27 protein-coding genes and 1 pseudogene are annotated in these 26,628 nt (G+C 43.7%); 16 read left to right on the top strand and 12 right to left on the bottom strand.

Going from position 1 to position 26,628, the window contains the following annotated elements:
* From O9300_RS05600 to carB, 4 genes and pseudogenes are all read right to left on the bottom strand, one after another.
* Positions 1 to 139, bottom strand: a pseudogene (locus O9300_RS05600) (IS607 family transposase); the annotation flags it as partial.
* Positions 140 to 308: 169 nt separating this feature from the next.
* Positions 309 to 2,126 (bottom strand): serine/threonine-protein kinase, encoded by a 1,818-nt coding sequence (locus O9300_RS05595; protein ID WP_287970488.1) that lies wholly within the window; start codon positions 2,124 to 2,126, stop codon positions 309 to 311.
* A gap of 379 nt (positions 2,127 to 2,505) precedes the next feature.
* On the bottom strand, positions 2,506 to 3,906 hold the full coding sequence (locus tag O9300_RS05590) for a TldD/PmbA family protein (protein WP_287970485.1): 1,401 nt from the start codon (positions 3,904 to 3,906) through the stop codon (positions 2,506 to 2,508).
* Positions 3,907 to 4,029: 123 nt separating this feature from the next.
* On the bottom strand, positions 4,030 to 7,275 hold the full coding sequence (gene carB / locus O9300_RS05585) for a carbamoyl-phosphate synthase large subunit (protein WP_287970483.1): 3,246 nt from the start codon (positions 7,273 to 7,275) through the stop codon (positions 4,030 to 4,032).
* 288 nt (positions 7,276 to 7,563) lie between these two features.
* Here carB and O9300_RS05580 point away from each other — a divergent pair, with 288 nt between their 5' ends.
* Positions 7,564 to 8,604, top strand: a complete 1,041-nt coding sequence (locus O9300_RS05580) for an adenosine deaminase (protein WP_002795879.1) — start codon at positions 7,564 to 7,566, stop codon at positions 8,602 to 8,604.
* 90 nt (positions 8,605 to 8,694) lie between these two features.
* On the opposite strand, the gene O9300_RS05575 is transcribed toward O9300_RS05580, so the two are convergent.
* Both O9300_RS05575 and O9300_RS05570 read right to left on the bottom strand, forming a co-directional pair.
* Positions 8,695 to 9,102 carry an MAPEG family protein gene (locus O9300_RS05575; protein ID WP_149987325.1) on the bottom strand — a complete coding sequence of 136 codons (408 nt, stop codon included), beginning with the start codon at positions 9,100 to 9,102 and terminating at the stop codon, positions 8,695 to 8,697.
* Between the two features lie 8 nt (positions 9,103 to 9,110).
* Positions 9,111 to 9,617 carry a hypothetical protein gene (locus tag O9300_RS05570; RefSeq protein ID WP_002741066.1) on the bottom strand — a complete coding sequence of 169 codons (507 nt, stop codon included), beginning with the start codon at positions 9,615 to 9,617 and terminating at the stop codon, positions 9,111 to 9,113.
* Positions 9,618 to 9,675: 58 nt separating this feature from the next.
* Here O9300_RS05570 and O9300_RS05565 point away from each other — a divergent pair, with 58 nt between their 5' ends.
* Genes O9300_RS05565 through O9300_RS05550 form a run of 4 tightly spaced genes read left to right on the top strand, consistent with a single transcriptional unit; the run spans position 9,676 to position 11,665 of the window.
* Positions 9,676 to 9,801: a hypothetical protein gene (locus tag O9300_RS05565; protein WP_268807312.1), complete on the top strand. Its 126-nt coding sequence runs from the start codon at positions 9,676 to 9,678 to the stop codon at positions 9,799 to 9,801.
* 28 nt (positions 9,802 to 9,829) lie between these two features.
* A complete protein-coding gene (locus O9300_RS05560; protein WP_287970482.1) occupies positions 9,830 to 11,071 on the top strand; it encodes a GNAT family N-acetyltransferase in 1,242 nt (413 codons plus the stop codon).
* Positions 11,071 to 11,508, top strand: a complete 438-nt coding sequence (gene ruvX, locus O9300_RS05555; protein ID WP_287732205.1) for a Holliday junction resolvase RuvX — start codon at positions 11,071 to 11,073, stop codon at positions 11,506 to 11,508. The genes O9300_RS05560 and ruvX overlap by 1 nt, the downstream gene beginning before the upstream one ends.
* Positions 11,501 to 11,665, top strand: coding sequence for a hypothetical protein (locus O9300_RS05550; RefSeq protein WP_287970480.1), 165 nt, complete (start codon positions 11,501 to 11,503; stop codon positions 11,663 to 11,665). The genes ruvX and O9300_RS05550 overlap by 8 nt, the downstream gene beginning before the upstream one ends.
* 5 nt (positions 11,666 to 11,670) lie before the next feature.
* On the opposite strand, the gene O9300_RS05545 is transcribed toward O9300_RS05550, so the two are convergent.
* The 3 genes from O9300_RS05545 to O9300_RS05535 form a co-directional block, all read right to left on the bottom strand.
* On the bottom strand, positions 11,671 to 12,921 hold the full coding sequence (locus O9300_RS05545) for a vWA domain-containing protein (protein ID WP_287970478.1): 1,251 nt from the start codon (positions 12,919 to 12,921) through the stop codon (positions 11,671 to 11,673).
* A 318-nt stretch (positions 12,922 to 13,239) separates the two neighbouring features.
* Complete coding sequence (locus O9300_RS05540; protein WP_287970476.1) at positions 13,240 to 14,055, bottom strand: prohibitin family protein; 816 nt, start codon at positions 14,053 to 14,055, stop codon at positions 13,240 to 13,242.
* 340 nt (positions 14,056 to 14,395) lie between these two features.
* Positions 14,396 to 15,619, bottom strand: a complete 1,224-nt coding sequence (locus O9300_RS05535; RefSeq protein WP_287970474.1) for a methionine gamma-lyase family protein — start codon at positions 15,617 to 15,619, stop codon at positions 14,396 to 14,398.
* Between the two features lie 119 nt (positions 15,620 to 15,738).
* On the opposite strand from O9300_RS05535, the gene O9300_RS05530 reads away from it, so the two are divergent.
* The 4 genes from O9300_RS05530 (at position 15,739) to O9300_RS05515 (ending at position 20,551) form a co-directional block, all read left to right on the top strand.
* Positions 15,739 to 16,572 carry an acyl-CoA desaturase gene (locus O9300_RS05530; protein ID WP_190722723.1) on the top strand — a complete coding sequence of 278 codons (834 nt, stop codon included), beginning with the start codon at positions 15,739 to 15,741 and terminating at the stop codon, positions 16,570 to 16,572.
* Positions 16,573 to 17,061: 489 nt separating this feature from the next.
* Positions 17,062 to 18,234, top strand: coding sequence for a 1-deoxy-D-xylulose-5-phosphate reductoisomerase (gene dxr, locus O9300_RS05525; RefSeq protein WP_287970470.1), 1,173 nt, complete (start codon positions 17,062 to 17,064; stop codon positions 18,232 to 18,234).
* 334 nt (positions 18,235 to 18,568) lie between these two features.
* Positions 18,569 to 19,864 (top strand): glutamate-5-semialdehyde dehydrogenase, encoded by a 1,296-nt coding sequence (gene proA, locus O9300_RS05520; protein WP_287970467.1) that lies wholly within the window; start codon positions 18,569 to 18,571, stop codon positions 19,862 to 19,864.
* Positions 19,865 to 19,879: 15 nt separating this feature from the next.
* Entirely contained in the window at positions 19,880 to 20,551 is a 672-nt protein-coding gene (locus O9300_RS05515) for a riboflavin synthase (protein WP_287970465.1), read from the top strand.
* 62 nt (positions 20,552 to 20,613) lie between these two features.
* On the opposite strand, the gene O9300_RS05510 is transcribed toward O9300_RS05515, so the two are convergent.
* A complete protein-coding gene (locus O9300_RS05510; protein ID WP_287970463.1) occupies positions 20,614 to 21,084 on the bottom strand; it encodes a PIN domain-containing protein in 471 nt (156 codons plus the stop codon).
* Positions 21,084 to 22,259, bottom strand: a complete 1,176-nt coding sequence (locus O9300_RS05505; protein ID WP_287970461.1) for an ImmA/IrrE family metallo-endopeptidase — start codon at positions 22,257 to 22,259, stop codon at positions 21,084 to 21,086. The genes O9300_RS05510 and O9300_RS05505 overlap by 1 nt, the downstream gene beginning before the upstream one ends.
* A gap of 243 nt (positions 22,260 to 22,502) precedes the next feature.
* Here O9300_RS05505 and ahcY point away from each other — a divergent pair, with 243 nt between their 5' ends.
* The 7 genes from ahcY to O9300_RS05470 all read left to right on the top strand — a co-directional run bounded on the left by ahcY (position 22,503) and on the right by O9300_RS05470 (position 25,976).
* Complete coding sequence (gene ahcY / locus O9300_RS05500) at positions 22,503 to 23,780, top strand: adenosylhomocysteinase (RefSeq protein WP_002732258.1); 1,278 nt, start codon at positions 22,503 to 22,505, stop codon at positions 23,778 to 23,780.
* Between the two features lie 207 nt (positions 23,781 to 23,987).
* Positions 23,988 to 24,593 carry a DedA family protein gene (locus O9300_RS05495; protein WP_287970459.1) on the top strand — a complete coding sequence of 202 codons (606 nt, stop codon included), beginning with the start codon at positions 23,988 to 23,990 and terminating at the stop codon, positions 24,591 to 24,593.
* Positions 24,594 to 24,716 carry a hypothetical protein gene (locus O9300_RS05490; RefSeq protein ID WP_287970457.1) on the top strand — a complete coding sequence of 41 codons (123 nt, stop codon included), beginning with the start codon at positions 24,594 to 24,596 and terminating at the stop codon, positions 24,714 to 24,716.
* Between the two features lie 19 nt (positions 24,717 to 24,735).
* Positions 24,736 to 25,035 (top strand): hypothetical protein, encoded by a 300-nt coding sequence (locus tag O9300_RS05485; RefSeq protein ID WP_002795863.1) that lies wholly within the window; start codon positions 24,736 to 24,738, stop codon positions 25,033 to 25,035.
* 86 nt (positions 25,036 to 25,121) lie between these two features.
* Positions 25,122 to 25,286 carry a type II toxin-antitoxin system VapC family toxin gene (locus O9300_RS05480; RefSeq protein ID WP_223211133.1) on the top strand — a complete coding sequence of 55 codons (165 nt, stop codon included), beginning with the start codon at positions 25,122 to 25,124 and terminating at the stop codon, positions 25,284 to 25,286.
* Positions 25,287 to 25,392: 106 nt separating this feature from the next.
* On the top strand, positions 25,393 to 25,590 hold the full coding sequence (locus O9300_RS05475; RefSeq protein ID WP_002789758.1) for a hypothetical protein: 198 nt from the start codon (positions 25,393 to 25,395) through the stop codon (positions 25,588 to 25,590).
* On the top strand, positions 25,587 to 25,976 hold the full coding sequence (locus O9300_RS05470) for a type II toxin-antitoxin system VapC family toxin (protein ID WP_271926813.1): 390 nt from the start codon (positions 25,587 to 25,589) through the stop codon (positions 25,974 to 25,976). The genes O9300_RS05475 and O9300_RS05470 overlap by 4 nt, the downstream gene beginning before the upstream one ends.
* A gap of 245 nt (positions 25,977 to 26,221) precedes the next feature.
* Here the strand turns inward: O9300_RS05470 and O9300_RS05465 are convergent, their stop codons facing one another.
* The gene (locus O9300_RS05465) at positions 26,222 to 26,362 is read right to left on the bottom strand and encodes a hypothetical protein (RefSeq protein WP_164502940.1); all 141 of its coding nucleotides are present in this window, start codon (positions 26,360 to 26,362) and stop codon (positions 26,222 to 26,224) included.
* Positions 26,363 to 26,628: the final 266 nt, after the last annotated feature.

Here is a 26,628-nt window from a genome sequence, read left to right as displayed (position 1 = left end):
CACCGCAAGAACGGTCATCTTCAAAAATAATAATTGTTCCTGTAGGAAGACGTTCTCCTTGTAACTGCCCTCGATTCCACATTCTCCAAGCAGTGTCATAACTGATCCCTTTTTTCTTAGCATAATCTGATAGTTTCATGTTAACTGCAATGTAAACTTGTACTAACCATATTAGCAGTTGTTTGCAGTCATTTGCATATATTTTTTACAAAACTTTACAATACCATTTTTCGGCATGGATGAGAAGCACCTGCGATTGATACCAGCAATTGACGCAGAGGATTGGAAAAAAGCAGGTTGGGAAAAATCTACGGTTCAATCAAATTCTGGGATTCTTGGCGGCGGTGTTGGGCTTTTAATCTTACCAGTTTCAACGGTGGATAAATTAACATTCCTGCTAGGGGTAAAGCAGCAGCAGTTAAACCAGCAAGCAGATAAGAATTAAAGCCAATTACTGCACCAATTCCTGTTAAAATACCTGTAGCTGCCGTCAAAACAGACAAAGCGACAGCCAGCCCCCCATTCCAGGGAATTGCCCTAATTGCTCTGCCAATCGCCCAGCTAATCGCCAGCACCACGCCAAACCCCAGTGAAATCGCCAGCGGTATCTTAATTGAGTCGATAATCTCAAAAGTGTCAATCACTCCCGTACTCGCCCAGCGAATCACCACGCCAATCACCACGCCAATCATCCAGCCAATCGGCCCCAACACTCCTAAAAACATAAACAAAAGCAGGTAAGCCGAAAGCGGATCATCGAACCAATGCCTATTCTTTGACGAGTAAATCCCCAGGGCAATCGCCGTGAAAATCCCCACGGCAATCCACCTGCCAATCACATTTTCCAACAGCCCAACCTGTAACCCAATACCTGAAATGAGCGCTAAAACTAAACCAAAAGCTAATATAAACCCATAAGGCGGAAGAGAAACATTGGGTTGGAGGGGGGCAGTTTTAACCTTAACTTTTAAATAATACTTTTCCTGTCTTGCATTACTGTTTAAAACAATCTCCCTTTCATAATTTTTATTGGCTTTTAACTTGCTGGTATCAACCCTAAGCAAACAATTAACCTGATTACTCTCAAATTTTCGTGGCGAAAAACTAATCCAACTGTGACTATCGGGAGTATGCGGCGGATCTTTAGGATGAGGAGAAACTGACCATTCTCCTTGTAGCATAGTATCAGGAATAGTATTAGTAACTGTGATAGTTTTGCTCAGTTCTTGACCAACGGAATTGGCTACAAAATCTAATTCTAATTTATCTAAACTAACCTCTGGAATGCGGATTAAATCTAGAGATTTTAACGCTTCCAAAGCTAACCGGGCATTTTGGTAACGGTTAGCTGGATTAGGCTCAACCATTTTTTCTAACCATTGAATAAACCCTAAACTAAACTTAGATACTTTGTCTTTGAAAGTAATTTTGTTAGTAGAAAAATCAACCAAAGTACCAATATCAGCCGATTTAGTTTGAGTGATTAAACAGATTAAGGTCGCTCCTAATCCATATAAATCAGAAGCTTTAGTTAATTTTTGATTATGGACTTGTTCGGGAGGCATAAATCCAAGTGTACCCCCTATCAGACTGCTCAAAGCCATTGTACTATTGCCAATTCTCGCCAAGCCAAAATCAATTAAATAAGCTTTTATCTCTCCCCCATCTGCAAGAGACGAGACAGAAGAAATCTCATCAACTAAAACATTTTCTGGTTTAATATCGCGGTGGAAAATGCTCGGCTTTCTCTTTTGCAAATAAATCAAAATTTCTAAGACTTGTGTGGCAATACTTTTGATCTCTTCAGGACTAAAACCACGAAGTTTTGATAAAGGTTGAGCCTCTTTATATTCCTGGACTAAACATAAACCATTACTTGGATCAAATTGCGCCAAATATCGGGGAATACCAGGATGATTTAACCCTTGTAAAACCTCAATTTCTCTTTCAATTGCCTTGTAACTATCCCAATCACTCCTAGTAGCAAAGCGAAACTGTTTAATCACCACTGGCTTTTCGTTGGCGATTTCAAGAGCCTTATAGGTAATTATACCTCCTTGAAGATTCTGATTGAGTTGCTCAGTAACTTGATAACCGTAGGCACTAAAATCAGGCAGGGTAGTCATGGCTGTCAGAGAAAAACAATATAAGTAGGTAGGTGCAATTAATTTTCTGGGGAATTGAGTCACAGCAAGCCTTTCAAGGCTATCCATCTTATATCTAATTCCAACTACCTACTTAGTAACCGTTCAGAGCGGGTCAAGTAGCCACTGGTCTTGACTCTGTGGAAGGACTCTCTTGGGGCAGCAGAGTCAGCATTAATTGTTGGTATCGACCGTAGGTACTTTTCATCGATGTCTCTCAGATTACCAGATTTCGTCCCCCCCTGAACGATTATTAAGTTTCTAACCTTCTTTTTAGGTAGGAGAATTGCCAGATTCTTTCTTGGAGCCTCTTGCCGGTTGCCCCTTGCTCTCAGAAGCTGTTTACTGTTTCCTGATTACCTTAAATATCGGCTTCTCCCCCGACGACCACATCGCGGATACGGAGACTGGGGCCACCGCAGCCGACGGGTAAACCACTTTGACCCCCTTTTCCGCAGCCTCCTGACTCGTCCCAGTAGAAATCATCAGCAATTGCCTCAATATTGGCTAGGGTTTTAAAGACATTACCGGAGAGAGTCACATCTTTAACGGGTTCAGCAATTTCTCCATCGCGAATCATCCAAGCTTCCCCGGCACTAAAAGTGAACATTTCGCCGTTAGTCATGCCTCCCTGCCAATTTTGGGCATAAACTCCCGTTTTTATCCCCGAAAATAACTCTTTAACGGCAGTGGTTCCCCGTTCAATCCAAGTGTTGGTCATGCGGACAATGGGCGGATAATGATAATTGAGACAACGGGCGTTACCGGTCGGTTTTTCGCCTAATTTGCCCGCCGTTTCCCGCGAATGCAGTCTTCCCACCAAAACCCCATCTTTAATTAACTGAGTCGTGGTCGCGGGGGTTCCCTCATCGTCATAAAAATAACTGCCCCGATGACCTTCCGGATAGGCCCCGTCAAAGATTTGCAGGTTATCTGGTCCAAAACGTTTGCCCATACTCATCACTTCCAAAAGGTCGGGATTTTCGTATAACATATCTGCCTCGGAAAGGTGGCCAAAAGCCTCATGGACGAACAGACCGGTTAAAATGGGATCGATGACGACGGTGTAGGTATCGCCCTTGACAGGGGGCAAAACTAGGGCTTGTAGGGCCCGTTTAGCCGACCCTTGCACCTGTTCTTCTAAATTGACCAGATCCTCGAAAGCTTTTCGGGATCCCGTGGTTTCCCGGCCTGTTTGTACGCTGTCCCCATCCCTAGCGGTGGCCGAAAAACGCATTTCTAAGTCTGACCATTTTTGTTCGATTAAAGTCCCGTCAGAAGTGGCTAAAAGAATATGTTGACTGCTATCGCTGTAACGGACGGAAGTGGTGGCAATACTGGAATGGTGTTGACGCAGTAAGTTATTATAGCGATCGCAGAGGGCTTTTTTATCAGCTAATGGTACTAAACGGGGATCCGTTCCTGTTAAAGGCAATTCACAACTAATAATTACAGGTTCTACCGGAGCAATCAGGGTTTCTTCTTCCCCAATTAAACGGGCAGCAGCGATCGCATCTTCTAATCGTTCCTGTAAACTGGATAATTGATTAAAGCTGGCAAATCCCCAACCTCCTTTATAACAGGCGCGTACCTGACCACCGATAGCAATACCTTCGCTGAGGGTTTCCACTCGTTCGGAACGTAGTAGAATATTTGTCCCCCGCGCTTCTTCCAGACGAATTGTCAGAAAATCGACGCGGTTTTTATAACGGTTAATCAGTTCACTAATTAGGTTTTTATAATCGTTTAGAGTATCGGTCATGGGAATTAGGAAGTGGGGTGTGGGGTGTGGGGTGTGGGGTGTGGGGTGTGGGGTATTTGGCTGAAATTTCCCTAAATCCCTATATCCCCTTTCTAACTGATAACTGATAACTGATAACTGAAATTAGGCGAGATAATCCTGTAAAGCTTTCACCTCTAAAGGTTGGGATTGCAGGGATTTTAAGGCCGCTACTGTCGCTTTTGCCCCGGCGATAGTGGTGATAATTGGTAACTTATAATCGAGGGCAGTGCGGCGAATTTGTCGGCCATCGTTTTGGGATTCTTCACCACTGGGAGTATTGACAATAAACTGAATCCAGTCATTTTTGATCCAATCGATAACGTGGGGGCGGCCTTCGTGAATCTTTAGCACTAAATCGATATTTTCGCAACCGTTTTCTAACAAAACTTCACGAGTTCCGGAAGTGGCGACGACGCGAAAACCGAGGGATTGCAGATCCTTAACTACGGGAACCATGGGGGTTTTATCGCGATCGTTCATCGAGACAAAAACCGTCCCACTGGTGGCTAAAATCACGCCAGCGGCCATTTCCGCTTTAGCGAAAGCTTTGCCAAAATCGCTGTCAATCCCCATTACTTCCCCTGTAGAACGCATTTCTGGTCCCAGGAGAGTATCAGCACCGGGGAACTTCTGGAAGGGTAAAACCGCTTCTTTCACGGCGATATGACGGGGAATTGCTTCGCTGATGATGCCCAATTCTGCTAGGGTTTTGCCCGACATGACGAGGGAGGCAACTTTTGCCAGAGGAACTCCCGTTGCTTTGGAAACGTAGGGAACAGTACGACTAGCGCGGGGATTCGCTTCTAAGATATAAACTGTCTCCCCCTGCACCGCATACTGGATATTCATCAAACCGATTACTTTTAAAGCTTTCGCTAGTTCCACCGTCCATTGTCGAATTGTGGTTAAAACCGAGGCGCTCAGGGACGTATGGGGGATAGAACAGGCAGAATCGCCCGAATGTACGCCCGCTTGTTCGATATGTTCCATTAATCCCCCGATAACTACCGTTCCCGTGGCATCTGAGAGGGCATCCACATCCACTTCGATGGCATTTTCGAGGAATTTATCGATTAAAATCGGGTGATCCGGTTCTATCTGTACTGCGTACTTCATATAGCGTTCCAATTCGCTATCGGAATAGACGATTTCCATCGCCCGACCGCCCAAAACGTAGGACGGACGTACTACCACAGGATAACCGATGCGTTGAGCCACCGCTTGGGATTCTTGGAAATTGCGGGCAATACCGTTGAGGGGTTGTCGGATATCTAATTCTCGGAGGATTTTTTCAAAACGTTCCCGATCTTCGGCGGCATCGATCGAATCGGGTGAAGTTCCCCAAATTTTGGTATTTACGGGACAATTAGGCGATTCTAAATATTTTTGCAGGGGAACCGCCAGTTTTAAGGGAGTTTGCCCACCGAATTGAATAATTAAACCCTCTGGTTGTTCCGCTTCGATGATATTTAAGACATCCTCTTTGGTCAGGGGTTCAAAGTAAAGGCGATCGCTGGTATCGTAATCGGTGGAGACAGTTTCCGGGTTAGAGTTGACCATAATCGTCTCAAAACCGGCGTTACTGAGGGAAAAAGCGGCATGACAACAACAGTAGTCAAATTCTATCCCCTGGCCGATGCGATTAGGACCACCACCGAGGATCATCACTTTACGTTTATCGGAGGGTAAAACTTCCGATTCTACCTGTTCGTAGGTGGAATAATAGTAGGGTGTTAGGGCTTCAAATTCTGCCGCGCAGGTGTCCACCATTTTATAGACTGGAACAATACCCAAACCCTTGCGATAACTTCTTACTTCGTCCTCGCTGCTGTTGGTGGCGAAGGCGATTTGGCGATCGCTAAATCCCTGTTGTTTAATAGCGAATAGGTCCTCTTTGCCGAGACTTTTCAGGGGAGTTCGTTTGAGAAACTTCTCGGTTTCCATTAAATCGGCCAATTTATCGAGGAACCAGGGATCAATCCCGGTTAGTTCGTGGATTTCCGACCCATTCATGCCCAATTTAAAAGCATGATAGATACTATAAACTCGTTCGGGGTTAGGTGTCCGCAAACCGGCCCGGACTTCCGAGAGGGGGGGGAGAGTTTCGACTTTATCGCAACCAAAGCCAAAACGTCCCGTTTCTAGGGATCGAAGTGCTTTTTGAAAGGATTCTTGGAAAGTTCGACCGATAGCCATGGCTTCCCCGACGGATTTCATCTGGGTAGTTAGAATCGGTTGGGAGCCGGGGAATTTCTCGAAGGCAAAGCGAGGAATTTTGGTGACGACGTAATCGATAGTCGGTTCAAAGGAAGCCGGGGTTTTTTTGGTGATATCGTTGGGAATTTCGTCTAAAGTGTAGCCTACTGCTAGTTTAGCGGCAAATTTAGCGATCGGGAATCCCGTGGCTTTCGATGCCAGGGCCGAAGAACGGGATACCCGGGGATTCATCTCAATCACGATTACGTCGCCGTTAGTGGGATTAACGGAGAATTGGATGTTCGATCCGCCGGTTTCTACGCCAATTTCCCGAATAATTGCCTTAGAATAGTCCCGGAGGCGTTGGTATTCTTTATCGGTTAGGGTTTGGGCGGGCGCAACCGTAATCGAGTCGCCGGTATGGACCCCCATAGCGTCAAAGTTTTCGATCGAACAGATGATCACCACGTTATCGGCTAGATCGCGCATTACCTCTAATTCGTATTCTTTCCAGCCAATTAGAGATTTTTCGACGAGAATTTGCGATGTAGGCGAACAATCTAGACCATACTGGGCCATCGGTTCAAATTCTTCTTGGTTATAGGCAATACCGCCCCCCGTTCCTCCTAAAGTGAAGGCCGGCCGGATAATGAGAGGATAGGAACCGATCTGATGGGCGATCGCTTTTGCCTCTTCTAAATTGTTGGCAATCCCCGAAGGACAAACGGGAACACCGATTTTCTCCATTGCTTTTTTGAATAGTTCCCTATCTTCGGCTTTTTCAATAGCGGGAAGTTTTGCCCCGATCAGTTCCACGTTATATTTTTCTAAAACGCCGCTTTTGGCCAAAGCTACGGCAGTATTGAGGGCAGTTTGGCCGCCCATAGTCGGTAGAATCGCATCAGGACGTTCTTTGGCGATAATTTTCTCGACAATTTCCGGCAGAATTGGTTCAATGTAGGTGCGATCGGCCATTTCTGGATCGGTCATGATCGAGGCGGGGTTAGAATTGACTAAAATTACCTCATAACCTTCTTCTCGTAGGGCTTTACAGGCTTGAGTTCCCGAATAGTCGAATTCACAGGCTTGTCCGATGACAATCGGGCCAGCGCCCAAGATTAGGATTTTCTGTAAGTCATCACGGCGTGGCATAGGCTTAGGGTTGCTTGAGGATAAACCCCAATCATTGTATATGTTGTCACCCCTCTATTCCCTAAAGCTTTATTTAGGTTTAATGACCTTATTCTAGCTGTCAGCCTTGAATCAGTGATCGGTGATCAGATCTGAGCCTTGCACTAGCGACTGTTCACTATCTCCCCGCTCCCCAACACCCAACCGATCACCGGATAGGTACTGATACTATTTGGGAACGATTGTCAAACAATTGTAAAACTTCGTTATATTTAAGGAACATTTGAGAGACTAAGGAGCATCGGAGTTGTGGCTTTATACGCAGATTTGCATCGGCATTTAGGGGGATCGGTAGTACCGAGAATTCTCTGGCGCTACTTTCACAGACATGAGCGGGATTTAGCGGCCAAATTCCAGGAATACCCCGCTTTTGAGGAATTTTACACCCGTGAACGCAATAGTTTAGATGAGTATTTGGAATTACATACCCTAGTCGAAAGTGTTCAAACCGCCCAAACTTTGCCCTATTTTATCTATCGTCTGATTCGCGGCGCTTACATCTTCGAGAATCTTGCCTATTTAGAATTGCGCTATACTCCCTACTATCGCACCGACGAACATTTGAACCAAACAGAGCGAATCGAGCAAATGCGCTCGATTGTCGAGATCGTCGGTCAAGCCTCGAAAATGAGCGAATATCCGATTATTACCAGTCAAATTCTCTGTATGCACTCGCGACTTCCCTCCGAAGTCAACAAAGCGATCGTTGATCTGGCCCTAGAGATGAAAGAATACGTCTGTGCGATCGATATTGCCGGGGGTGATTCCTACTACCAAACTCGACTAGAGGAATTTGCTGGTTTATACAGTTATGCCAGGGAAGAGGGTTTAAATACCACCGGCCATCTTTACGAAACAAAGGACGGTTGTTATCCCCAATTACTGCCCTATCTGCAAAGAATTGGTCACGGTATTCAAATTCCCCTACAATATCCGGAATTGCTGCCGGAAGTTGCCCGTCGTCATCAATGTTTAGAAGTCTGTCCCACCACCTATTTAAAAACTGGCACCCTCAAAAGTTTATCGCAATTAAAGATAGTCTTTGATCGCTGTTTTGAAGCGGGGGTTGATATTGCTATCTGTACCGATAATGCCGGTTTACACAATGTCCGGCTGCCCTTCGAGTACGAAAATTTACTCACCCTGGACGTGATCGATTTTCGACAATTACAAGCTTGTCAAGATGCGGCTTTTCGTCATGCTTTTGCCTGGCCCTACAGTCAAAAACCCGCCTCACTTTTAACTGGTTTGTTATCAGTGGATAATCCCAAATTACCGGTTTATCAGTAACAGAATTAACCTTAGTTCGGGTTAAGCAACTTCTTGACCGCTCCCGAACTATAGCATTTTTCGACTCTCCTGCATCTGGTTTGGGGAATTCTACTGAATCTTGATTAAACTCAACCCAAAGAGAGTATAGGTACAGAGAGAGCCGAGACCGAACATCAGGGAACGAGCGATCGGGACATTAGTGATATAAAAAAGGGAAAATAAAAGCCGGAGGATCACGAAAGCGATCGCACAGGTAGCGGCCAGGGAGGAGGAGACTCCTGTAACGTAGGCCATGAGAGCGGCGGCACTATAGATCATAAAGGTTTCAAAACCATTTTGATGGGCCCAAGTTGCTCGTTTAGCGTAGTCTGGGAGTTGGTCGAACATTGCCCGGGGGGCGGAGGTATTGTAACCCACCTTAGCCCTAGCGTAAGCGACCAGCAGAAAAGGTAGATAGACAGAGATAGCGGCAGCCACTATCGAATAGAGAAGAATGGCACTGACGGAGAGATTCATCGCTGAATTTAGTCAAAATAAAATAGGGTAACTAGCTTGCGTTGATCTTCCGCTTCCGCGCAGGTTTGCAAAAGGGTCTGACTGTCGTGGAAAGCAAAACAGATTAACTGTTGACAACGATTGATAATCTCGCGATTACAGAGGCTGCTGGCTTCCCCTAGGGATAGATGGTCATTTTCGGGACATTCCACCAGATGGATAACCTGCTGGAGTTGTTCTTGGGATTCCAGGGGCTGGCGATCGAGACTTTGGGGTAAGATCACGGTTAACAGATTAGGATCTGCCCGCATTGCCCCCTTAATGACGGCGGAATTGGTTCCCGTCGCCCCGGAGGTCATAATCCGATTGCCCGCCAGCACGAGGGCATAGGCCATCATTTCGATCAATTGCTGGTGCGTGATGGGAACGTGACGGGAACCCAATAAAGCGACGCGCTTAGAACCGGTCTGCTGAATGGCGGCTAGTTCTTGAGCTAGAGTGTCTAGGGTGTTAGTGGTATCTACAGATTGACTCAAAGACTTTTACTGCAAATTCGGACTGATTAACCGTCCGTTATTGTAGCATCGAATTGTCATGATCGGAAATTTGGCCCAAAAAACCCCAGCGACCGATCGAGGTGTTCTTTCGGTGGTGGTCCCCTATGATCCCTCAGAAATTGTTATTGGTGGGGAAGTGCCTCTAGATTCTGCGGTAAGATAGGTGCATAGACGATATTTACCCCAGAGCCATGACCACTTCTCCTGTTCCCCAAGGGGACGATTTTAGCGATCGCCAGATCCGTCCCGTACAATATCGGGATTTGGAAGACATTGAAGCTTTAACCCTGGATGACTTCGATGAGGATATTGATCGTCGCGCCCAAAATTTCCGCACGCAGGTGCAGCAGGTGCGGCCTTGGTTTGGGTTGTTTAAAATTCTCAGTTTTTTTCCCAATCCTCTCCAACACCGTTTTCATGTCTATGTGGCTGAGTCCATGGCCAATCGGGGAGAAGAAGGGAAAATTCGCGGGGCAATCCAAGTCACCCCTTTTAATAGTAGTCGCAGCACTTGGCGGGTGGAACAGGTGCGGGTGCATCCGGCGGAGTCTTTAAGCGAACCCAAGGGCATCGGGGCGCAATTACTGCGTTATTGTCTAGAAACGGTTTGGGAAGCGCGCACCTGGGTGTTAGAGGTTAATATCAATCAAAAGGACAGTTTGGCACTTTTCCGGCAACACGGTTTTCAGCCTTTGGCGGAATTAACCTATTGGTCTTTACCGCCGCAATTATTACAGGAATTGAGCAAACAAGAGGCAGATTTACCGAATTTACTGCCCGTGAGCAATGCTGACGCTCAATTACTTTATCAGTTAGATTGTGTGTCTATGCCGCCGCTACTGCGTCAGGTATTTGATCGCCATATCCAGGATTTTAAAATCAGTTTAGTTGATAGTTTGCTCTATCGCTGTCAAAGTTGGTGCGGCAGTCCGCAAATTAGTCGCGGTTACGTTTTTGAACCGCAACGAAAAGCGGCGATCGGTTATTTTGAATTAATTCTATCTAATCGGGATGAGCGACCCCATCAAGCGAAATTAATTGTCCATCCCGCCTACACTTGGCTCTATCCTAAGTTATTAATCCAGATGGCCCAGATCACTCGCAAGTATCCCCCTCGCTCGCTAGAGTTGATATCTGCCGATTATCAGCACGAAAGACGGGAATATCTGGAACAATTGGGAGCGATCCGCAGTTCCCACACCCTGATGATGTCGCGCTCGGTATGGCACAAAATCCGCGAAACTAAGCCAGAAAATTCCGCCCTCGCAGAAATGCTGCAGGGTTTACAACCGGTGCCGCGAACTCCTATCCCTAGTCGGATGTCTTGGTTAAAATGGCCCAATAATCCCCCCCTGGACCCCCTCGACAGTCCGGGGGAACTTCCCCCGGTCAAACCGCCCTCAGACCCCCCCGATCAGGGGCATCCAGTGTGATGGAAAGAGTCGCCGCCCTCGGCTTAGATATCGGCAAAAAACGGGTAGGAGTGGCAGGATGTGACGGTACAGGTTTAATCGCCACCGGTTTAACCACGATTATCCGTTCTTCTTTTGTTGCAGAAATATCACAGTTTGAGGCAATTGTCAAGGAAAGAAATATTAAGATTTTGGTGGCGGGACTGCCCTATACCATGGCCGGAGAGTTAGGATTTCAGGCCCAACAGGTGCAAAAATACGCCCAGAAACTAGCGATCGCCTTAGATTTGCCCCTCGAATACATTGATGAGCGTTGCACGTCCCTAGAGGCGGAAGAATTCTTAAAAGCCAAAAAACAGTTTTCCTCTTGGGATAAGGGAGCGATCGATCGGGAAGCGGCGGCGATTATTTTACAACAATGGCTCGATCGCCGACGGCGAGTTAATACTGTTGTTTGAGGAGATAACGGCAAGGGAACTGGTAGCCAAAGCCTCGACTAAAAACTCTCGAATATTTGTCTTGCCGATCGCTGCCATGATGGGGGATCGGATTAACTTGCGGGCGATTTTCGGGGGGATTATTGCTTGGCTAGGAATCGGGATTTTATGCCAATGATTGGTTTATTCATCGGTTTGTAGTCTTGTTTTAGCAATAATGCGGGTTTTCTTTAAATCTCCCTCGCTCAATTCTTCTCCCACCTGTAAACGGGTGGCATTAGTTTGGAGGACAGTGGCGGCGTTTTTTTCTCCCAATTGTAAGGCGGTTTTGGCCGCAGTTTGTAGCATGGTAGCGGCGGCTGCTCGATCGCCCTGTTTTAATTTTTCTTCAGCGATTTGGGTTTGACGATATTTGGCTAAAGTCAGAATCGATTTCTGAACTTGATCGTTTAATTGGGATTGATAGATAGCTTGGGAGGCGATATTAAGGCTAACAGTCGCAGTTTCTAGCCCTTTTTGACCGGAAGCGGGATCATCGTAGCGAATCTTCACCTTAGCTATGGTGTGAGTACCGGGGGGAATTTGGTCAATATAGAGATTGAGGAGGAGAATTTTTTCTTCATCTATCATTAAATCACCCAAACGGGTGATGTAAAAATTGCCCTCTTTTTGTAGGCTCATTTCTATAGTTTCTGGGGCAACTTGGGCAATGGGTTTTAAGTCGGCTAAATGAGTCCGAGCATCTAATTCTAATTGCAGGAAAGCGTTAGTTAACCGGACAGATTGCAAACGGTTAAATAGACGAGTAAATTCAATTAAAGCCTGTTCGGGTCTTTCGATATAAGATAAACTTCCGCCAGCGATATCGGCAATTTTTTCTAGGATATCTTGATTCCAATGATCGCCAAAACCGAAGGTATTTAAGGTGATACCGTACTCGGCCGCCACTTCGGCTAATTTTAAACAGCGTTGATTATTTCCGTGTTCATTTTCACCATCGGTAAGCAGAAAAATATGAGACACATAACCTTTGCTGCCGGTAGAACTTTCTTGAATACCTAATTTTATCCCTTCATCGATCGCCGTACCTCCTCCCGCTTGTAATTGTTGAATTTTTGAGCGAATTAAGGTCAGATCATCCTCTCGCGATTGGGAGGGAAGAATAACTTTGGCGCGATGATCGAAAGCTATGACCGAGAGACGATCGTTAACCCCGAGGGATTCTATTAAACTGAAGGCCGCTTTTTTGACCGTTTCTAGCGGTTTTCCCTGCATAGAACCGCTATGATCGAGAACTAAACAAAGATTAATCGGTAAATTTGTGTTGATCTGTTCACTGGTGGCGGCGATCGAGAGCATCAGTTGACGTTGACTGCTGTTTTGATTAGCATCGATATGACTGTCACTCAAGGCCGATTTTAGAGTTACCCGCATAAGAGTTTTTTTATCGTGGTCGTTGATATTTATATTGTAATGAGTATAGTTAAATTTGTGCTTATTTTCCCGTCTGGCATCGAGTTAGACAAGTTCGAGCATTGAGTGCATCTCATTTTTGTCAATCTACGATGCACACCTGTGGTTGTTCATATATTGGGAATAATTTAAGAGTCACTGATAATTCCCGATTGTCGATATTTCTACAAAGTTAAGATGCGGCCCCAGCAGTTCTTGTGGGAAATTTTACCGTGGCCGGTCGGACTTATTCTTTCGTGGAAGTCATGGCAAAATCTCTTTAACGCGAACTAAAGTTATTTACTCTTTTTGAGATGATAATAAATTGGAATCGATGTTAATCAGGGGAAGGGAGCCTGAACCAGTCATGACGACGGGAAAACGTCCATCCCACTTTTCGATTGCTCGTTGTTGTAAAATTTCTGCTGTTAGGTTTTGGCGCAATAGTTTTTGAGCTTCTGCCTGTCCCTTCGCGCGGTTGATTTCCGCTTTCGCTTCCTGTGCTGCTTGTTGTGCGCGAAAAGCTGCTTCTTGTGCCTTTTGTTCTGCTACTTGTTTGGCTTCAATCGCCGCGTTAAACTCTTCGGAAAAACCAAAATTAACGAGAGATACATCATTGATAATTATCCCATAACGTCTTAATCTTTGGGCGAGGGAATTGTCAATTTCACGTTTGAGTTCTCCTCGCTCTTGCAAGATATTTTGTACGGGACGTTGTGCTGTTGCTGCTTTGACAATTTCCGATACTGCTGGGTTGATAATACTGGAGACAATCACATTGATATCCCCAACTTGTTGATAAATCTGATTGACTTTGTCGGGGTCGATGTGCCAGTTAACGATAATAGTTGTTTCCACATCTTGCAAATCTTTGGAAGAGCCTTTTGCCTTTACTTCCGTTGTTTGGACTCGAACGTTGATGGGCTTGATCTTGGTGACAATCGGTATAACGGGATGAATTCCTTCATCGAGGATTTGTTTTTGCACTTTGCCAAAGTACATGACAACGCCGCGTTCGCCAGTATCAATAACGGCAAAAGGGCGCAGTATGGTAGTAAAAGCTAATATTAAAATTCCCCCCGCCATTAATGGTATTATATTGCGATTGTAATTCATGACAACTCCTGAGATATTTGATCGGTTTTATCGTACCACTGTTATTATAAGTAAGTAATCTCAATTAATTTTTAGATAGTGGGACAAGCTTCTGGTTCTTTGTATTTTATCTTTAATTGTAATTGGCTACTTAGTTGATGATAGGTGGTGCGTTACTTCAATCATAGTCCATCACACAATCACAGTGGATGATAGGTGGTGCGTTACGAGGGATTGTTACCTTCCAGTCACAGCAGCAATTTTGGCCGTCTAACGCACCCTACGTTTTACTTTTTGTTAACCACAAAGACAGGAAGTTAGGAATTTAACTAGGGGAGAGAAGGAAGGTGAGAGGAACCATTCAAGATAAAGCTGCGATCGCTTGTTCTAGGGCCAGGGAAATATGAGTCCAATGGGTTCCCCCCTGACAAAAAACGATATAGGGTTCCCGTAGGGGTCCATCGGCGGAGAATTCCGAGGTGCTACCATCGATAAACGTGCCACCAGCCATCACTACTTGGCTCTCATAGCCCGGCATTTGGGCAGGAATGGGATCCAAGTAGGAACCGATGGGAGAATAGGCTTGAATGGCTTTACAGAAGGCAATCAGCTTATCGGGGGAACCGAGTTTAATCGCTTGAATAATATCGCGTCGAGGCACAAAAGGAGCCGGATTGACTGGATAACCCAACTTATCGCCCACATAGGCAATTAAATGACTGCCTTTCATCGCTTCTCCCACCATTTGCGGTGCTAGAAACAATCCCTGATAAAGAAGACGATTTTGGTCAAAAGTTGCCCCTCCCTCGCTACCGATACCTGGTGCTGTCAGACGATAGCAGGCCATTTCCACTAATTCCGCTTTACCTGCTATGTATCCCCCGGCCGTGACGATTGTACCTCCGGGATTTTTAATTAGAGAACCGGCCATCAGATCTGCCCCCACGTGGGTGGGTTCTTGGGTGTTGATAAATTCTCCATAGCAATTATCGACAAAACAGACCGTATTCGGGTTTTGTTGTTTAACTATACGGACAATTCTCTCGATTTCGTCAATAGACAAACTCGATCGCCAGGAATAACCGCAGGATCTTTGAATATGTACTAAACGGGTTTGGGGTTTAACTGCTGTTGCCAAGGACAACCAATCGATCGCACCGGTAGAATCTAGCTCTAATTGCCGATAACTAACGCCAAAATCCTTTAAAGAACCTTGACCACTGCCCCTAATCCCAATTACTTCCTCTAGAGTATCGTAGGGCGCACCGGCTACCGCTAACATCTCATCCCCCGGTCGAAGAACCCCATACAAGGAACAGGCGATCGCATGGGTTCCTGAAACAAATTGTACCCGCACCGCTGCCTTTTCGGCCCCCAGGGCTTGGGCGAACACTTGATCTAAAGTATCCCGTCCCAAGTCATCATGACCATAACCGCTAACACTGGCAAAATGATGCACCCCGACGCGGTTTGCACGGAAAGCAGTGAGGACTTGACGGAGATTTTCCTTGACCTGTGCGTCAATTTCCGAAAAGATGGGGAGTAGGGCCTTTTCTGCCCTGTGGAGTAGAGAGGGGATATCCATCAAACAATAGACTGTGATATTTGTTACTATTTATTAAGCGTCAAAGTTCCCCCTGTGTCAAATCGAGACAGATAAGACAATGATGCTCTGTCTCCTGTTGTTTCCCTTTGGGTTATTCAATGACTGTTGCGACTTCCGAAAAACTTCCCATTGACTGGGTGACTCTCATCTACATGGCTTTTATCCACTTAGTGGCTCTTTTAGCCTTCTTGCCTAGCAATTTTAGCTGGGGTGCTGTGGGAGTGACATTGATTCTCTATTGGATTACCGGGGGTTTAGGAATTACCCTCGGTTTTCATCGTTTGGTCTCCCATCGGAGTTTTAAGACTCCCAAATGGTTAGAATACTTTCTGGTTTTCTGCGGGACCCTCGCTTGTCAGGGGGGTGCGATCGCATGGATAGGTTTACATCGTATTCATCATAAATATTCTGATACTGCTCCCGATCCCCACGATTCTAATAAAGGTTTCTGGTGGAGTCACATGGGTTGGATGCTGCACGAAATTCCTGCCGACGAAGAAATCGCTCGTTTTACCCAAGATATCGCCGACGATCCTTTCTATAAATTCTGTCAAAATTATTTTGTTCCTATCCAAATTGTTTTAGGCTTAATTCTCTATGCTATAGGTGGTTGGCCGTTTGTAATTTGGGGAATTTTTGTTCGCTTGGTCTTAGTTTTCCACTCCACTTGGTTTGTCAATAGCGCCACCCACAAATTTGGTTATGTTAGCCATGAATCCCACGATAATTCTAAAAATTGTTGGTGGGTTGCTCTCTTAACTTTTGGTGAAGGTTGGCACAATAATCACCATGCCTATCAGTATTCTGCCCGTCATGGTCTACAATGGTGGGAAGTTGACCTGACTTGGATGACCATTCGTCTGCTGCAAATTCTGGGATTAGCTACTAATATTAAGTTACCCCCCAGCACGGCAACGGCGACAGAAAGTTAGTTTTATCCAGTTGTTAAATAGATTATAAATCTAGCCGAACTTATGTTTAAGTTCGGTTATTTTTTCTCCGACTTAACCCAAATCTAACGGCTTTTCCCACGGCACAACTGAGGAATATAGGTACGGCGAATCCTCCCCCAAAAAACGAAATCATTGATAGGATAAACTTGATTATTTCCTCCTCTGTCGAACATTGACTGGGAAAGCACAACTCATCCCAAGAGCGAAGGATAACCAACCAAAAAAGAAAACACACAGGGGAAATAAGAGGCAAAAAACCAGACCCCCCGCTAGACAGCCTAATCCATTGGCCTTTCTATTCGATTTCTTCTCTGTCACCATCTCTATCGCTAACTTTTTCTAAGCCGTAGCATAAAAAGGTCAAACTATCAACTTTTTTAACAAATGTTTAATATTTAGGCTGATGTGCCGGAAAGACCCCGGAGAACGTATATTTAAAGCTAATCCCCAAATTATATTAAGTTTCTAATGAAAAAAATCTCGATTTTAGGCTCTACAGGCTCGATCGGCACTCAAACTCTCGATATTGTCACCGATCATCCCGATAAGTTTCAAGTGGTGGGATTAGCCACGGGTAATAATATTCAACTACTATCGGAGCAAATTCGGCAATTTCACCCGCAAATCGTGGCGATTAATAACGAAGGTCAACTAGAAGACCTAAAAAGCCTAATTTCCGACCTTGACTATACCCCGATTATCCTAGCAGGAAAGGAAGGAGTAATCGAAGTGGCCCGTTATGGCGATTCCGAAAGCGTCGTCACGGGAATTGTCGGTTGTGCGGGATTGCTGCCGACAATTGCCGCTATTACTGCTGGTAAAGATATTGCCCTCGCTAATAAAGAAACCCTGATTGCTGGCGGTCCAGTGGTGCTGCCTTTAGTGGAAAAACACCGAGTTAAATTATTACCTGCCGATTCGGAACATTCAGCTATTTTTCAATGTTTACAGGGAGTTCCCACTGGGGGATTAAAAAAGATTATTCTCACTGCTTCTGGGGGTGCTTTTCGCGATTTACCCGTGGAAAAATTGCCGCAAGTAACCGTAGCTGATGCCCTCAAACATCCCAACTGGTCTATGGGCAGAAAAATCACCATCGATTCGGCTACTTTAATGAATAAAGGTCTAGAAGTTATCGAAGCTCATTATTTATTTGGTGTCGATTATAATGCGATCGATATTGTTATTCATCCTCAAAGTATTATTCACTCTTTAATTGAGTTACAGGATACATCGGTTTTAGCTCAATTAGGCTGGCCAGATATGCGTTTACCCCTGTTATATGCCTTGTCTTGGCCTGAAAGAATTTATACCGATTGGGAACCTTTGAATTTAGTTAAAGCCGGCAGTTTAACTTTCAAAGAACCCGATCATCAAAAATATCCCTGTATGGGATTAGCCTACGCAGCTGGCCGCGCGGGTGGGGCAATGCCAGCAGTATTAAACGCGGCAAATGAACAAGTGGTAGCGTTATTTTTAGAAGAAAAGATTAGCTTCTTAGATATTCCCCGGGTGATCGAAAAAGTTTGCGATCGCTTTGCAATTCATAACACTTCTACCCCTAGCCTAGATGACATTTTAGCCGCCGATAATTGGGCGCGTCAAGAGGTATCTAACTGTCTGATTGCCAATCTGGTCTAGATAGTCTAGATTCTGTAGGGATGTTAACTCTAATGTCTCTACAGGTCTAGGATAGAAAAATTACTAATTTCGGCTATTTTTTCTAGATAACCTTCAATAAACCTCTTGCCTAATTAATTTTTGAGGGTTCAAAAACGGCAAAAATAAGGATTAAATTGCCTAAAATCCGTAAATAGACCATTTAATTGATTATTATTGATTCTTAATTATCCTGACTACTGACTCCTAACCCTAACAACAATTTTTGATTTTTACAATGAGGTCTAATGACCCTGAAACTTGATCAAAAATAAGATAAAATAAACAAGATAGCGGTTATTACTTTTAATTTTCTATGGTTACAACTTCTCTATCCCTCCCCGAAATCGCCAGAGAAACCCGTCAAGCGAGTCGTCAACTGGCTATCCTGACTAACGAAGAAAGGAATGAAGCTTTAGAGGCTATTGCTGAGGCTTTGACTGCCAATGCCGATAAAATACTAGAAGCTAATATCGCCGATGTTCAAACAGCCAAGGCGATGGAATTATCCCCAGCTTTATGTGCGCGATTAGAGTTAAGTCCCAGCAAATTAAAAGCCGCTATTGCCGGGGTGCGAGATGTGGCTAAATTAGCAGATCCTTTAGCTACGATGCAAATTAATCGGGAATTAGATCAAGGTTTAATTCTGCGGAGAATAACCTGTCCTTTAGGGGTTTTAGGCGTTATTTTTGAAGCTCGTCCCGATGCTTTAATTCAAATTACCAGTTTAGCGATTAAATCTGGTAATGGCGTTATTTTAAAAGGGGGGAAAGAAGCGATCCGTTCTTGTCAAGCTTTAGTAACAATTATTCATCAGGCATTGAGTCAAACTAAAGTTAATCCAGCAGCGGTACGATTATTAACAACACGAGAAGAAATTCAGGAACTCTTAAAACTCGATCAATACATCGATTTAATAATTCCTAGAGGTTCTAACGAATTTGTGCGTTATATCCAAAATAATACCCGCATTCCCGTCCTCGGTCACGCCGATGGTATCTGTCATCTCTACATCGACAAAGAAGCCGATTTAAGCAAAGCAATTAGGATTACCGTCGATGGCAAAACCCAATATCCTGCCGCTTGTAATACCATTGAAACTTTATTGGTTCATCAAGACATCGCTAGACAATTTTTACCCGCAGTGGCACAAGCATTAGAGGAAAAAAAGGTTAAATTATTGGGAGATGAAGCAACTCGTCAGATGATTAACGTACCATCGGCCACAGAACAGGACTGGCAAACCGAATATAGTGATTTAATTCTGTCAATTAAAATTGTCGATAGTCTGGAATCAGCGATCGAACATATTAATTATTACGGTTCTCGACACACGGAAGGCATTGTCAGCGAAAATTTTAACACGGCCAAAACCTTTAGCGATCGAGTCGATGCCGCCGGAGTTTTTCATAATTGTTCCACCCGATTTGCCGATGGTTTCCGTTACGGTTTCGGGGCCGAAGTGGGTATCAGTACCCAAAAAATGCCTCCCCGTGGTCCGGTGGGATTAGAGGGATTAGTGACCTACAAATACCAATTAGTGGGAGATGGTCATATTGTCGCCGATTATTCTGGGGAAAATGCCCAATCTTTCACTCATAAGGATTTATAGTCGAGAAAAAAGCCGATGTTTACAGGATTAATTCAAGCCTTGGCAACGATTCGGGTCGTGGATACTGATAGACTATATTTGTCTGTATCCTCTGATACAATTATCCGAGATTTAATGATTGGTGATAGTGTGGCTGTGGATGGGGTTTGTTTGACAGTCGAGGAAATTCTCCCAGAGGGTTTTCTGGCCACCGCTTCCCCGGAAACCCTACAGCGCACTACTTTGGGACGAAGGATTAAAACAGAAACCAACGTTAACCTAGAAACCTCTTTGCGGGTGGGTAGTAAAATCGGCGGTCATTTTGTCACCGGTCATGTGGACGGTATTGGCTGTTTAGTCGAATCGATAATCGTGGCTAATTCGTGGGAAATGACCTTTGCTGCCCCTAGTTCCCTAGAAGAGCAGTGGAATAACTACATAGCTCGTTATATCGTCGGTAAGGGCAGTATAGCTGTTAATGGCATTAGTTTAACCGTGGCCGATTGCGATGCCTCCGGCAGCTGGTTTAAAGTGGCTGTCATCCCCCACACCTACGCCGAAACCAATCTTTCCCATTTAAAATTAGGCGATTGGGTGAATCTAGAAGGGGATATTTTAGGCAAATATGTGGAAAAATTGTTAGGAATGCGCTCTTATCACCCTCCTACCGAGATTAGCCTTGAATTTCTGACTGAACATGGTTATTAGTTTTCCAGAAAAAGCCTTTTCAACATATAAATTTATTGGCAATTTATCCATTAATTTTAGTTTTAAAATTGCCAACCTTCCCGCTCCATTAAACCCTGAACATTGGTACAATCGATAGAAAAGTGTTGACAGACTGTGGGGATTTTGGGAGCATTAGGCTTCAAGGCTTCTTCGGTAATTACGCAACCGTCTTTTATCTTGGCACAGGCAATAATAAATGGGTCAGCCACTGGCTTTCCTTGTAATCTTGCTTTTTCACTCACTAAATCCTTAAAGTTTCTTATAGAAAAAATTTCAGCAATAAATAAAGTTTCCTGAGCAGTGGGTGGTAAAAATATTTGTTGATTGGAGTCTATCCAATCTAAAACAAATTGTTTATTATTGCCATATTCTACTTCGTTAAGCACTTCGCGTACTGATTTTAGCCTACCTTCTGACACAAGCAAATTAATTTTTTGCCAAACGGTAGGAAAACTTTGGGGAAAATAGTTTCCTAAAACCTTAAAACTACTTGTGTCAAAAATGTAAACCATCAAAACAGTCCTTTCTTTAATAAATATTTTTCAAGTTTTTCCACCGTAGCAACTTTTTTAATGTTTAGATAATCAGCAACGCGCTCAATATCGTATTGGCCTTGATAGTATTTATTGAACACCAGTTTTAGGTAATTTTCTCCCAAATATGTCGCCTGATTAGCATAGTAATCACCTCCAGATTTTTTATTTTTGTCCTGACTTTTTCTCACCTGCTCACTGTACCACTCGGTTACTTTAAGACTATATTCTTTCTGAGAAATAAAGTTATTATCTAATAGTTTTCGTAGAACTACTTCTCGACTAACCTTATAATCACTGGAAATTTTCGAGATAATTTTATCGTTAACTATTGTTTCTCTGATTATCTCAGAAAAGACATGATTAGGAAGCAAAAACTCTGCAGCAAATTTATTACAAAATATCTCGATATATTTATTTTCTCCTTGCAAACTATTAATATATCTATCGTCAGACTTAGTAATTCCATTAGTCTGCAAAAGAATATGTGCTAATTCATGAAAAATGGTAAATATTTGTCTAGATTTTTCCGTGCTATTATTAAGATAGATGATCGGAAATTCAATATCTATCAAGCAAAATCCCGAAATTTTTCGCTGCTTAAAAGAACGCTTAAAAATAAAAATACCGGCTTCTTCCACGGCACTCCGCCATTTTTTTAAGGCAGTTTCCTGATCATTCCAGGTCAGTTGTTCTTCTAGAGTAACGTTTAAATAATTTCTGATCTGTTCGGCTAATATCCTTAAATCATCACTAGAGCTAACCGCAATATCCTGAAAGATTTTCTTGGTACTAGGATTAATACCATTATTAATTTCCTGTAGCGACAATTGCATCGCTTTTGCTTGTCTTAAAGCATAGATAGTATCGGCGGCCAGGTTTTCGATTTCAAAGTCTGGCAAAGTTCTAAATTCTTGTTTTTCCTCCGCTTCTAGGGGAGGTTCTGGGAAAAAGAATAAAGCGAGAGGACGTTTATATATTTCTGCTAACTTTTCCAATTGACTATAGGTAGGAAAGTCCTCTCCTGACTCCCATTTCTCGATAACAGAAACCTCTTTTTTAAACTTGACCGCCACAGACTCAAGAGAATATCTCGCCCTTTCTCTTGCCCATTGGATTATCTTGGGATTAACGCCTGTCAGTTTCTCGCCCATCACTTTATCTTATCATCACCAGATAGAGATTTCTAGCTTGATTTAGATCATACAGTAGTTTTATTGTACTATATAATTACCTAAAATAGAGAAAATGTACCGATTTCTGGATAGGTCAGCGAGGGATTGATAACTTTTTACTATATAAAAAACCAGCCGAAAGCTTGACATTAGCCAAAATACCCAGACAATGTTAAGTTAAATTAACCAATAGCCTAGGCTTGTATTTAAGGAAAACCCCTTATGGTAGCAACACCAGTTCAACAGAAATACGACATCAAAGATATTAGTTTAGCCCCCATCGGCAAACAACGCATCGAATGGGCCGGTCGGGAAATGCCCGTTTTGCGTCAATTAGCCGAACGTTACGCCATCGAAAAACCCTTTGCTGGACTGCGTTTAGTCGCTTGCTGTCACGTTACCACCGAAACCGCTAATTTGGCGATCGCACTAAAAGCCGGTGGCGCTGATGCGTTATTAATTGCCAGTAATCCCCTTTCCACCCAGGATGATGTGGCCGCTTGTTTAGTCGCTGATTACGGCATCCCCGTTTATGCAATCAAAGGGGAAGATAACGACACCTATCACCGTCACGTTCAAATCGCCCTCGATCATAAACCCCAGATTATCATCGATGATGGTTGTGATGTAGTGGCCACCCTAGTTAAAGAAAGAAGTCACCAATTACCCGACATTATCGGTACTACCGAAGAAACTACCACCGGTATCGTCCGTTTGCAAGCCATGCTCAAAGCCGGGGTGTTATCCTTCCCCGCAATGAACGTTAACGACGCAGAAACCAAGCATTTCTTTGATAATCGCTACGGTACAGGTCAATCTACCCTTGATGGTATCATTCGCGCCACCAATATCCTCCTCGCCGGTAAAACGGTGGTTGTGGCTGGTTATGGTTGGTGTGGTAAAGGTGTGGCTATGCGGGCCAAAGGTTTAGGCTCTAATGTAATTGTCACCGAAATCAACGCCGTGCGGGCCATTGAAGCAGCGATGGACGGTTTCCGGGTTATGCCCATGGATGAAGCCGCTAAAGAAGGCGATATCTTCATCACTGTCACTGGTAACAAGCACGTTATCCGGGCCGAACATTTCGACCTGATGAAAGATGGGGCGATTGTTTCCAACTCCGGTCACTTTGATATTGAAATCGACCTGCAAGCTTTAGGCGCAAAAGCCGATAATGTCAAGGAAGTTCGCAACTTTACCCAACAATATAGACTAAAAAGCGGTAAATCCGTCGTTGTTATCGGTGAAGGTCGCCTAGTTAACCTCGCCGCCGCCGAAGGTCATCCTAGCGCCGTTATGGATATGAGTTTCGCTAACCAGGCGATCGGTGTAGAATACTTGGTTAAAAATCAAGGTAAATTGGCCCCCGGCATCTACTCGATTCCCTACGAATTAGACCAAGAAATCGCCCGCTTGAAACTGCAAGCCATGGGGATTGAAATCGATACTCTCACCGAAGCCCAATTAGAATATATCAACTCCTGGACTTCCGGAACCTAATATCAGTTATCAGTTATCAGTTTTCAGTTTTCAGTTTTCAGTTTTCAGTTATCAGTTATCAGTTATCAGTTTTCAGGAGTTAGGAGTCAGGAGTCAGGAGTCAGGAGTCAGTACCCGCCACTTCATAATTCATAATTCATAATTCATAATTCCCACTTCCCACTCCCTTTTTTTACTTTTAAACTGTTTTCTAAATCATAAAAAAATATGACTGAATGGATTACAAATACAATGACTTCCATGGGCTATTTAGGCATAGCCCTATTAATGTTTTTAGAGAATCTTTTTCCTCCCATTCCCTCAGAATTAATTATGCCCCTGGCGGGTTTTACCGTCCATGAGGGACAAATGGAATTTATTCCGGCAGTGGTAGCGGGGATTTTTGGTACGGTCATCGGAGCGCTACCTTGGTATTGTCTCGGTCGGGTTGTGGATGAGGAAAAAATCGAAAAACTAGCCGATAAATACGGCAAATGGATTACCGTTTCCGCTAAAGATATTCAAAAAGCTAATCAATGGTTTAACCGTCACGGTAGTAAAGCGGTTTTACTCGGTCGTTTGGTCCCCGGAGTGCGAACTTTGATTTCCCTACCCGCCGGGATGAATCACATGGCGATGATTCCCTTTTTATTTTACTCCACCATCGGCACGACCCTCTGGGTCGTTTTTTTAACAGCAGCAGGTTACTTTTTAGGGAAGAATTACCCCCTTGTGGAAGAATATCTGGCTCCCGTCTCAAAAATCGCCCTACTTGCCCTAGTTATCTGGTTTATCCTCTGGATTATCCGCAAACGTAACCGCCGGTATGAGTAAATGTTGATGAGAGGTGGTGCGTTACGACGGATTATCACCTTCGAGTCACAGCAGCAATTTTTGCCGTCTAACGCACCCTACGTTTTACTACGTTTTACTGCTTATAAAGGGGCAAAAGGATAAGAATATACGAGGTTTTAATATGCCAACAATTAAACTACGTTCTCAGATTGGTAGAGATGGAATCTTACATTTAGATATACCGTCCGATTTTAAAGACACTGAAGTAAATGTTACAGTAACCGTTGAAGCGGTTCAAGAAGTCAGTGAAGATTTAGCAAGTAGAAAAGAGGAAAGAAAACCTCGCTATAATGCCTGGGGCAACCCAGTAGTAGAGCAATCTATTACCCAAGCTATTTCAGGAATGCGCCGCCTTCAAAAAACTGTAGCTTTACCTAAAAGTGAAATTCGTGCCATGCGAGAAGAAGGGAGGCGGTTTTGATTGAGTTCGTTTTAGATTGTTCGGTAGCAATTAGCTGATGTTTGGTCGATGAAGATAACGATTATGCTAACGCAGTATTAGACATAATGCCAAACGCCGAAGCATTTGTTCCCGAAATTTGGTCTTTAGAGATTGTCAATACTCTCCTAGTCGCAGAAAGAAGAAATCGGATGACGGTCGAGCAAACTCAAGCATCGATTAATTGGTTACAGTCTTTACTTATTACTATTTTTGGATTACCGCCGCGATGATTGGATTTTTCTGGGAGGTCAGGGATTCATGAGGAAAGGATGATATATAATGATAGTCTATGACAGAGAGAGACATTAAATACTGTTTGGTATTAGGAGAAAAGCTTTGCCACTGATTAAAATACCAAGGAATTATCTGATTGCTGAAGATGAAAATTTCATTACAGCAGACGTGCCAGATTCACTGCTTCAGCTTTGGCAAAAAGATTATCAAAAGGTGGTTAAAGCCAAAGGTATTCTTAAGGATAAAAAAGCGGCAATGCTATCTCATGTAGAGTCTCTTCGTCGGGAGTGGGATGGATGAAATACGTCTATGATACCAATATTTTTATTTATTATTTAGCCGATGATGATATAGTTACTTCTTTTTTCTCCCCAGCTTTTTTGAGTTTGCATCAGATTTTTATCTCACCAATTGTCAGAATTGAGTTACTCAGTTTTCCTACTTTGTCTAAGGAAGAAGAGCAGATAATTGAAGATTTACTCTCACAGTTTGAATTAATTCCCATATTGAGAGAAATTGAAGATCTGACTATTCAACTGAAACGACAGTATAAAATCAAGATTCCCGATGCCATTATTGCCGCGACAACATTGAGCCAAAATGGATGTTTGGTAACTAGAAATGTTGATGATTTTAAGGGGATTTCCAGTTTAAATATTAAAAACCCGTTTATTGATGAGGGGTAAAGAATAGTAGAAGAGCGAGAATTAAAAGTTGACTTATCTGCAAAGTAGCTTACTACTGGAAACCGATAGATTGATGACAGCAACCAGTGCCAGGTATTGAAGTAGGAAAAAGCCTATGTTTTCGTTCTAGAAATCTCCAAAACTAAGCTTGACAAATTGCCTGAAGTTGTTATATCTTACAGGTTACGAGTCTTTGCGCGAGAGAAGAAAAAACGAGAATCGACCAAAGACCCCCTGTTCCCTTCTCAGATCCACACGCTACGGCTAGGAACATCTCGGCGGGAAAGTGCGTTAGCTAATTCGTACCAACTCCATTTTCCTTTTCCTTTTTCAACTAATTGGAGAAGCACCAATTCAAGTTGGGTTAACTGTACGGTATCTTTCATGATTAATCCTCTATACTTGGGTGAAATAAAACGCCAAATCCTTCTTTTAAACCATAATCTTCAAGGGTTGCTGTGTGAGCATTATTCCACAACTTGTAAGCCATATCTGGATCGGGTGGCTGTCCAGTGGGATAGCCTAGTTTTTTATTTCTTGATAGGATAATTTAAGAATTTTACCTCCCGCTTTAGATGGGTCAAATAGCCTGCCGCTAATAGCTCCTGTCTCTTGCATTATAGATTAATTCATCAGTCCTTTATTTTGATTT

The organism is Microcystis sp. LE19-195.1E (genome assembly GCF_027532095.1).
GTDB classification, from domain to species: domain Bacteria; phylum Cyanobacteriota; class Cyanobacteriia; order Cyanobacteriales; family Microcystaceae; genus Microcystis; species Microcystis aeruginosa.
The sequence above is the reverse complement of the archived record's forward strand: the minus strand, read 5'-3'. Positions and strand labels throughout refer to the sequence as shown.

Excerpts from the sequence above, each read along its gene's own strand:
- O9300_RS05595 (WP_287970488.1), bottom strand. The coding sequence starts at position 2,126 with ATGACTACCCTGCCTGATTTTAGTGCCTACGGTTATCAAGTTACTGAG.
- O9300_RS05590 (WP_287970485.1), bottom strand. The coding sequence starts at position 3,906 with ATGACCGATACTCTAAACGATTATAAAAACCTAATTAGTGAACTGATT.
- carB (WP_287970483.1), bottom strand. The coding sequence starts at position 7,275 with ATGCCACGCCGTGATGACTTACAGAAAATCCTAATCTTGGGCGCTGGC.
- O9300_RS05575 (WP_149987325.1), bottom strand. The coding sequence starts at position 9,102 with ATGAATCTCTCCGTCAGTGCCATTCTTCTCTATTCGATAGTGGCTGCC.
- O9300_RS05565 (WP_268807312.1), top strand. The coding sequence starts at position 9,676 with ATGATCGGAAATTTGGCCCAAAAAACCCCAGCGACCGATCGAGGTGTT.
- O9300_RS05560 (WP_287970482.1), top strand. The coding sequence starts at position 9,830 with ATGACCACTTCTCCTGTTCCCCAAGGGGACGATTTTAGCGATCGCCAG.
- ruvX (WP_287732205.1), top strand. The coding sequence starts at position 11,071 with ATGGAAAGAGTCGCCGCCCTCGGCTTAGATATCGGCAAAAAACGGGTA.
- O9300_RS05545 (WP_287970478.1), bottom strand. The coding sequence starts at position 12,921 with ATGCGGGTAACTCTAAAATCGGCCTTGAGTGACAGTCATATCGATGCT.
- O9300_RS05540 (WP_287970476.1), bottom strand. The coding sequence starts at position 14,055 with ATGAATTACAATCGCAATATAATACCATTAATGGCGGGGGGAATTTTA.
- O9300_RS05535 (WP_287970474.1), bottom strand. The coding sequence starts at position 15,619 with ATGGATATCCCCTCTCTACTCCACAGGGCAGAAAAGGCCCTACTCCCC.
- O9300_RS05530 (WP_190722723.1), top strand. The coding sequence starts at position 15,739 with ATGACTGTTGCGACTTCCGAAAAACTTCCCATTGACTGGGTGACTCTC.
- dxr (WP_287970470.1), top strand. The coding sequence starts at position 17,062 with ATGAAAAAAATCTCGATTTTAGGCTCTACAGGCTCGATCGGCACTCAA.
- proA (WP_287970467.1), top strand. The coding sequence starts at position 18,569 with ATGGTTACAACTTCTCTATCCCTCCCCGAAATCGCCAGAGAAACCCGT.
- O9300_RS05515 (WP_287970465.1), top strand. The coding sequence starts at position 19,880 with ATGTTTACAGGATTAATTCAAGCCTTGGCAACGATTCGGGTCGTGGAT.
- O9300_RS05510 (WP_287970463.1), bottom strand. The coding sequence starts at position 21,084 with ATGGTTTACATTTTTGACACAAGTAGTTTTAAGGTTTTAGGAAACTAT.
- O9300_RS05505 (WP_287970461.1), bottom strand. The coding sequence starts at position 22,259 with ATGGGCGAGAAACTGACAGGCGTTAATCCCAAGATAATCCAATGGGCA.
- ahcY (WP_002732258.1), top strand. The coding sequence starts at position 22,503 with ATGGTAGCAACACCAGTTCAACAGAAATACGACATCAAAGATATTAGT.
- O9300_RS05495 (WP_287970459.1), top strand. The coding sequence starts at position 23,988 with ATGACTGAATGGATTACAAATACAATGACTTCCATGGGCTATTTAGGC.
- O9300_RS05490 (WP_287970457.1), top strand. The coding sequence starts at position 24,594 with ATGTTGATGAGAGGTGGTGCGTTACGACGGATTATCACCTTCGAGTCA.
- O9300_RS05485 (WP_002795863.1), top strand. The coding sequence starts at position 24,736 with ATGCCAACAATTAAACTACGTTCTCAGATTGGTAGAGATGGAATCTTA.
- O9300_RS05480 (WP_223211133.1), top strand. The coding sequence starts at position 25,122 with ATGCCAAACGCCGAAGCATTTGTTCCCGAAATTTGGTCTTTAGAGATT.
- O9300_RS05470 (WP_271926813.1), top strand. The coding sequence starts at position 25,587 with ATGAAATACGTCTATGATACCAATATTTTTATTTATTATTTAGCCGAT.
- O9300_RS05465 (WP_164502940.1), bottom strand. The coding sequence starts at position 26,362 with ATGAAAGATACCGTACAGTTAACCCAACTTGAATTGGTGCTTCTCCAA.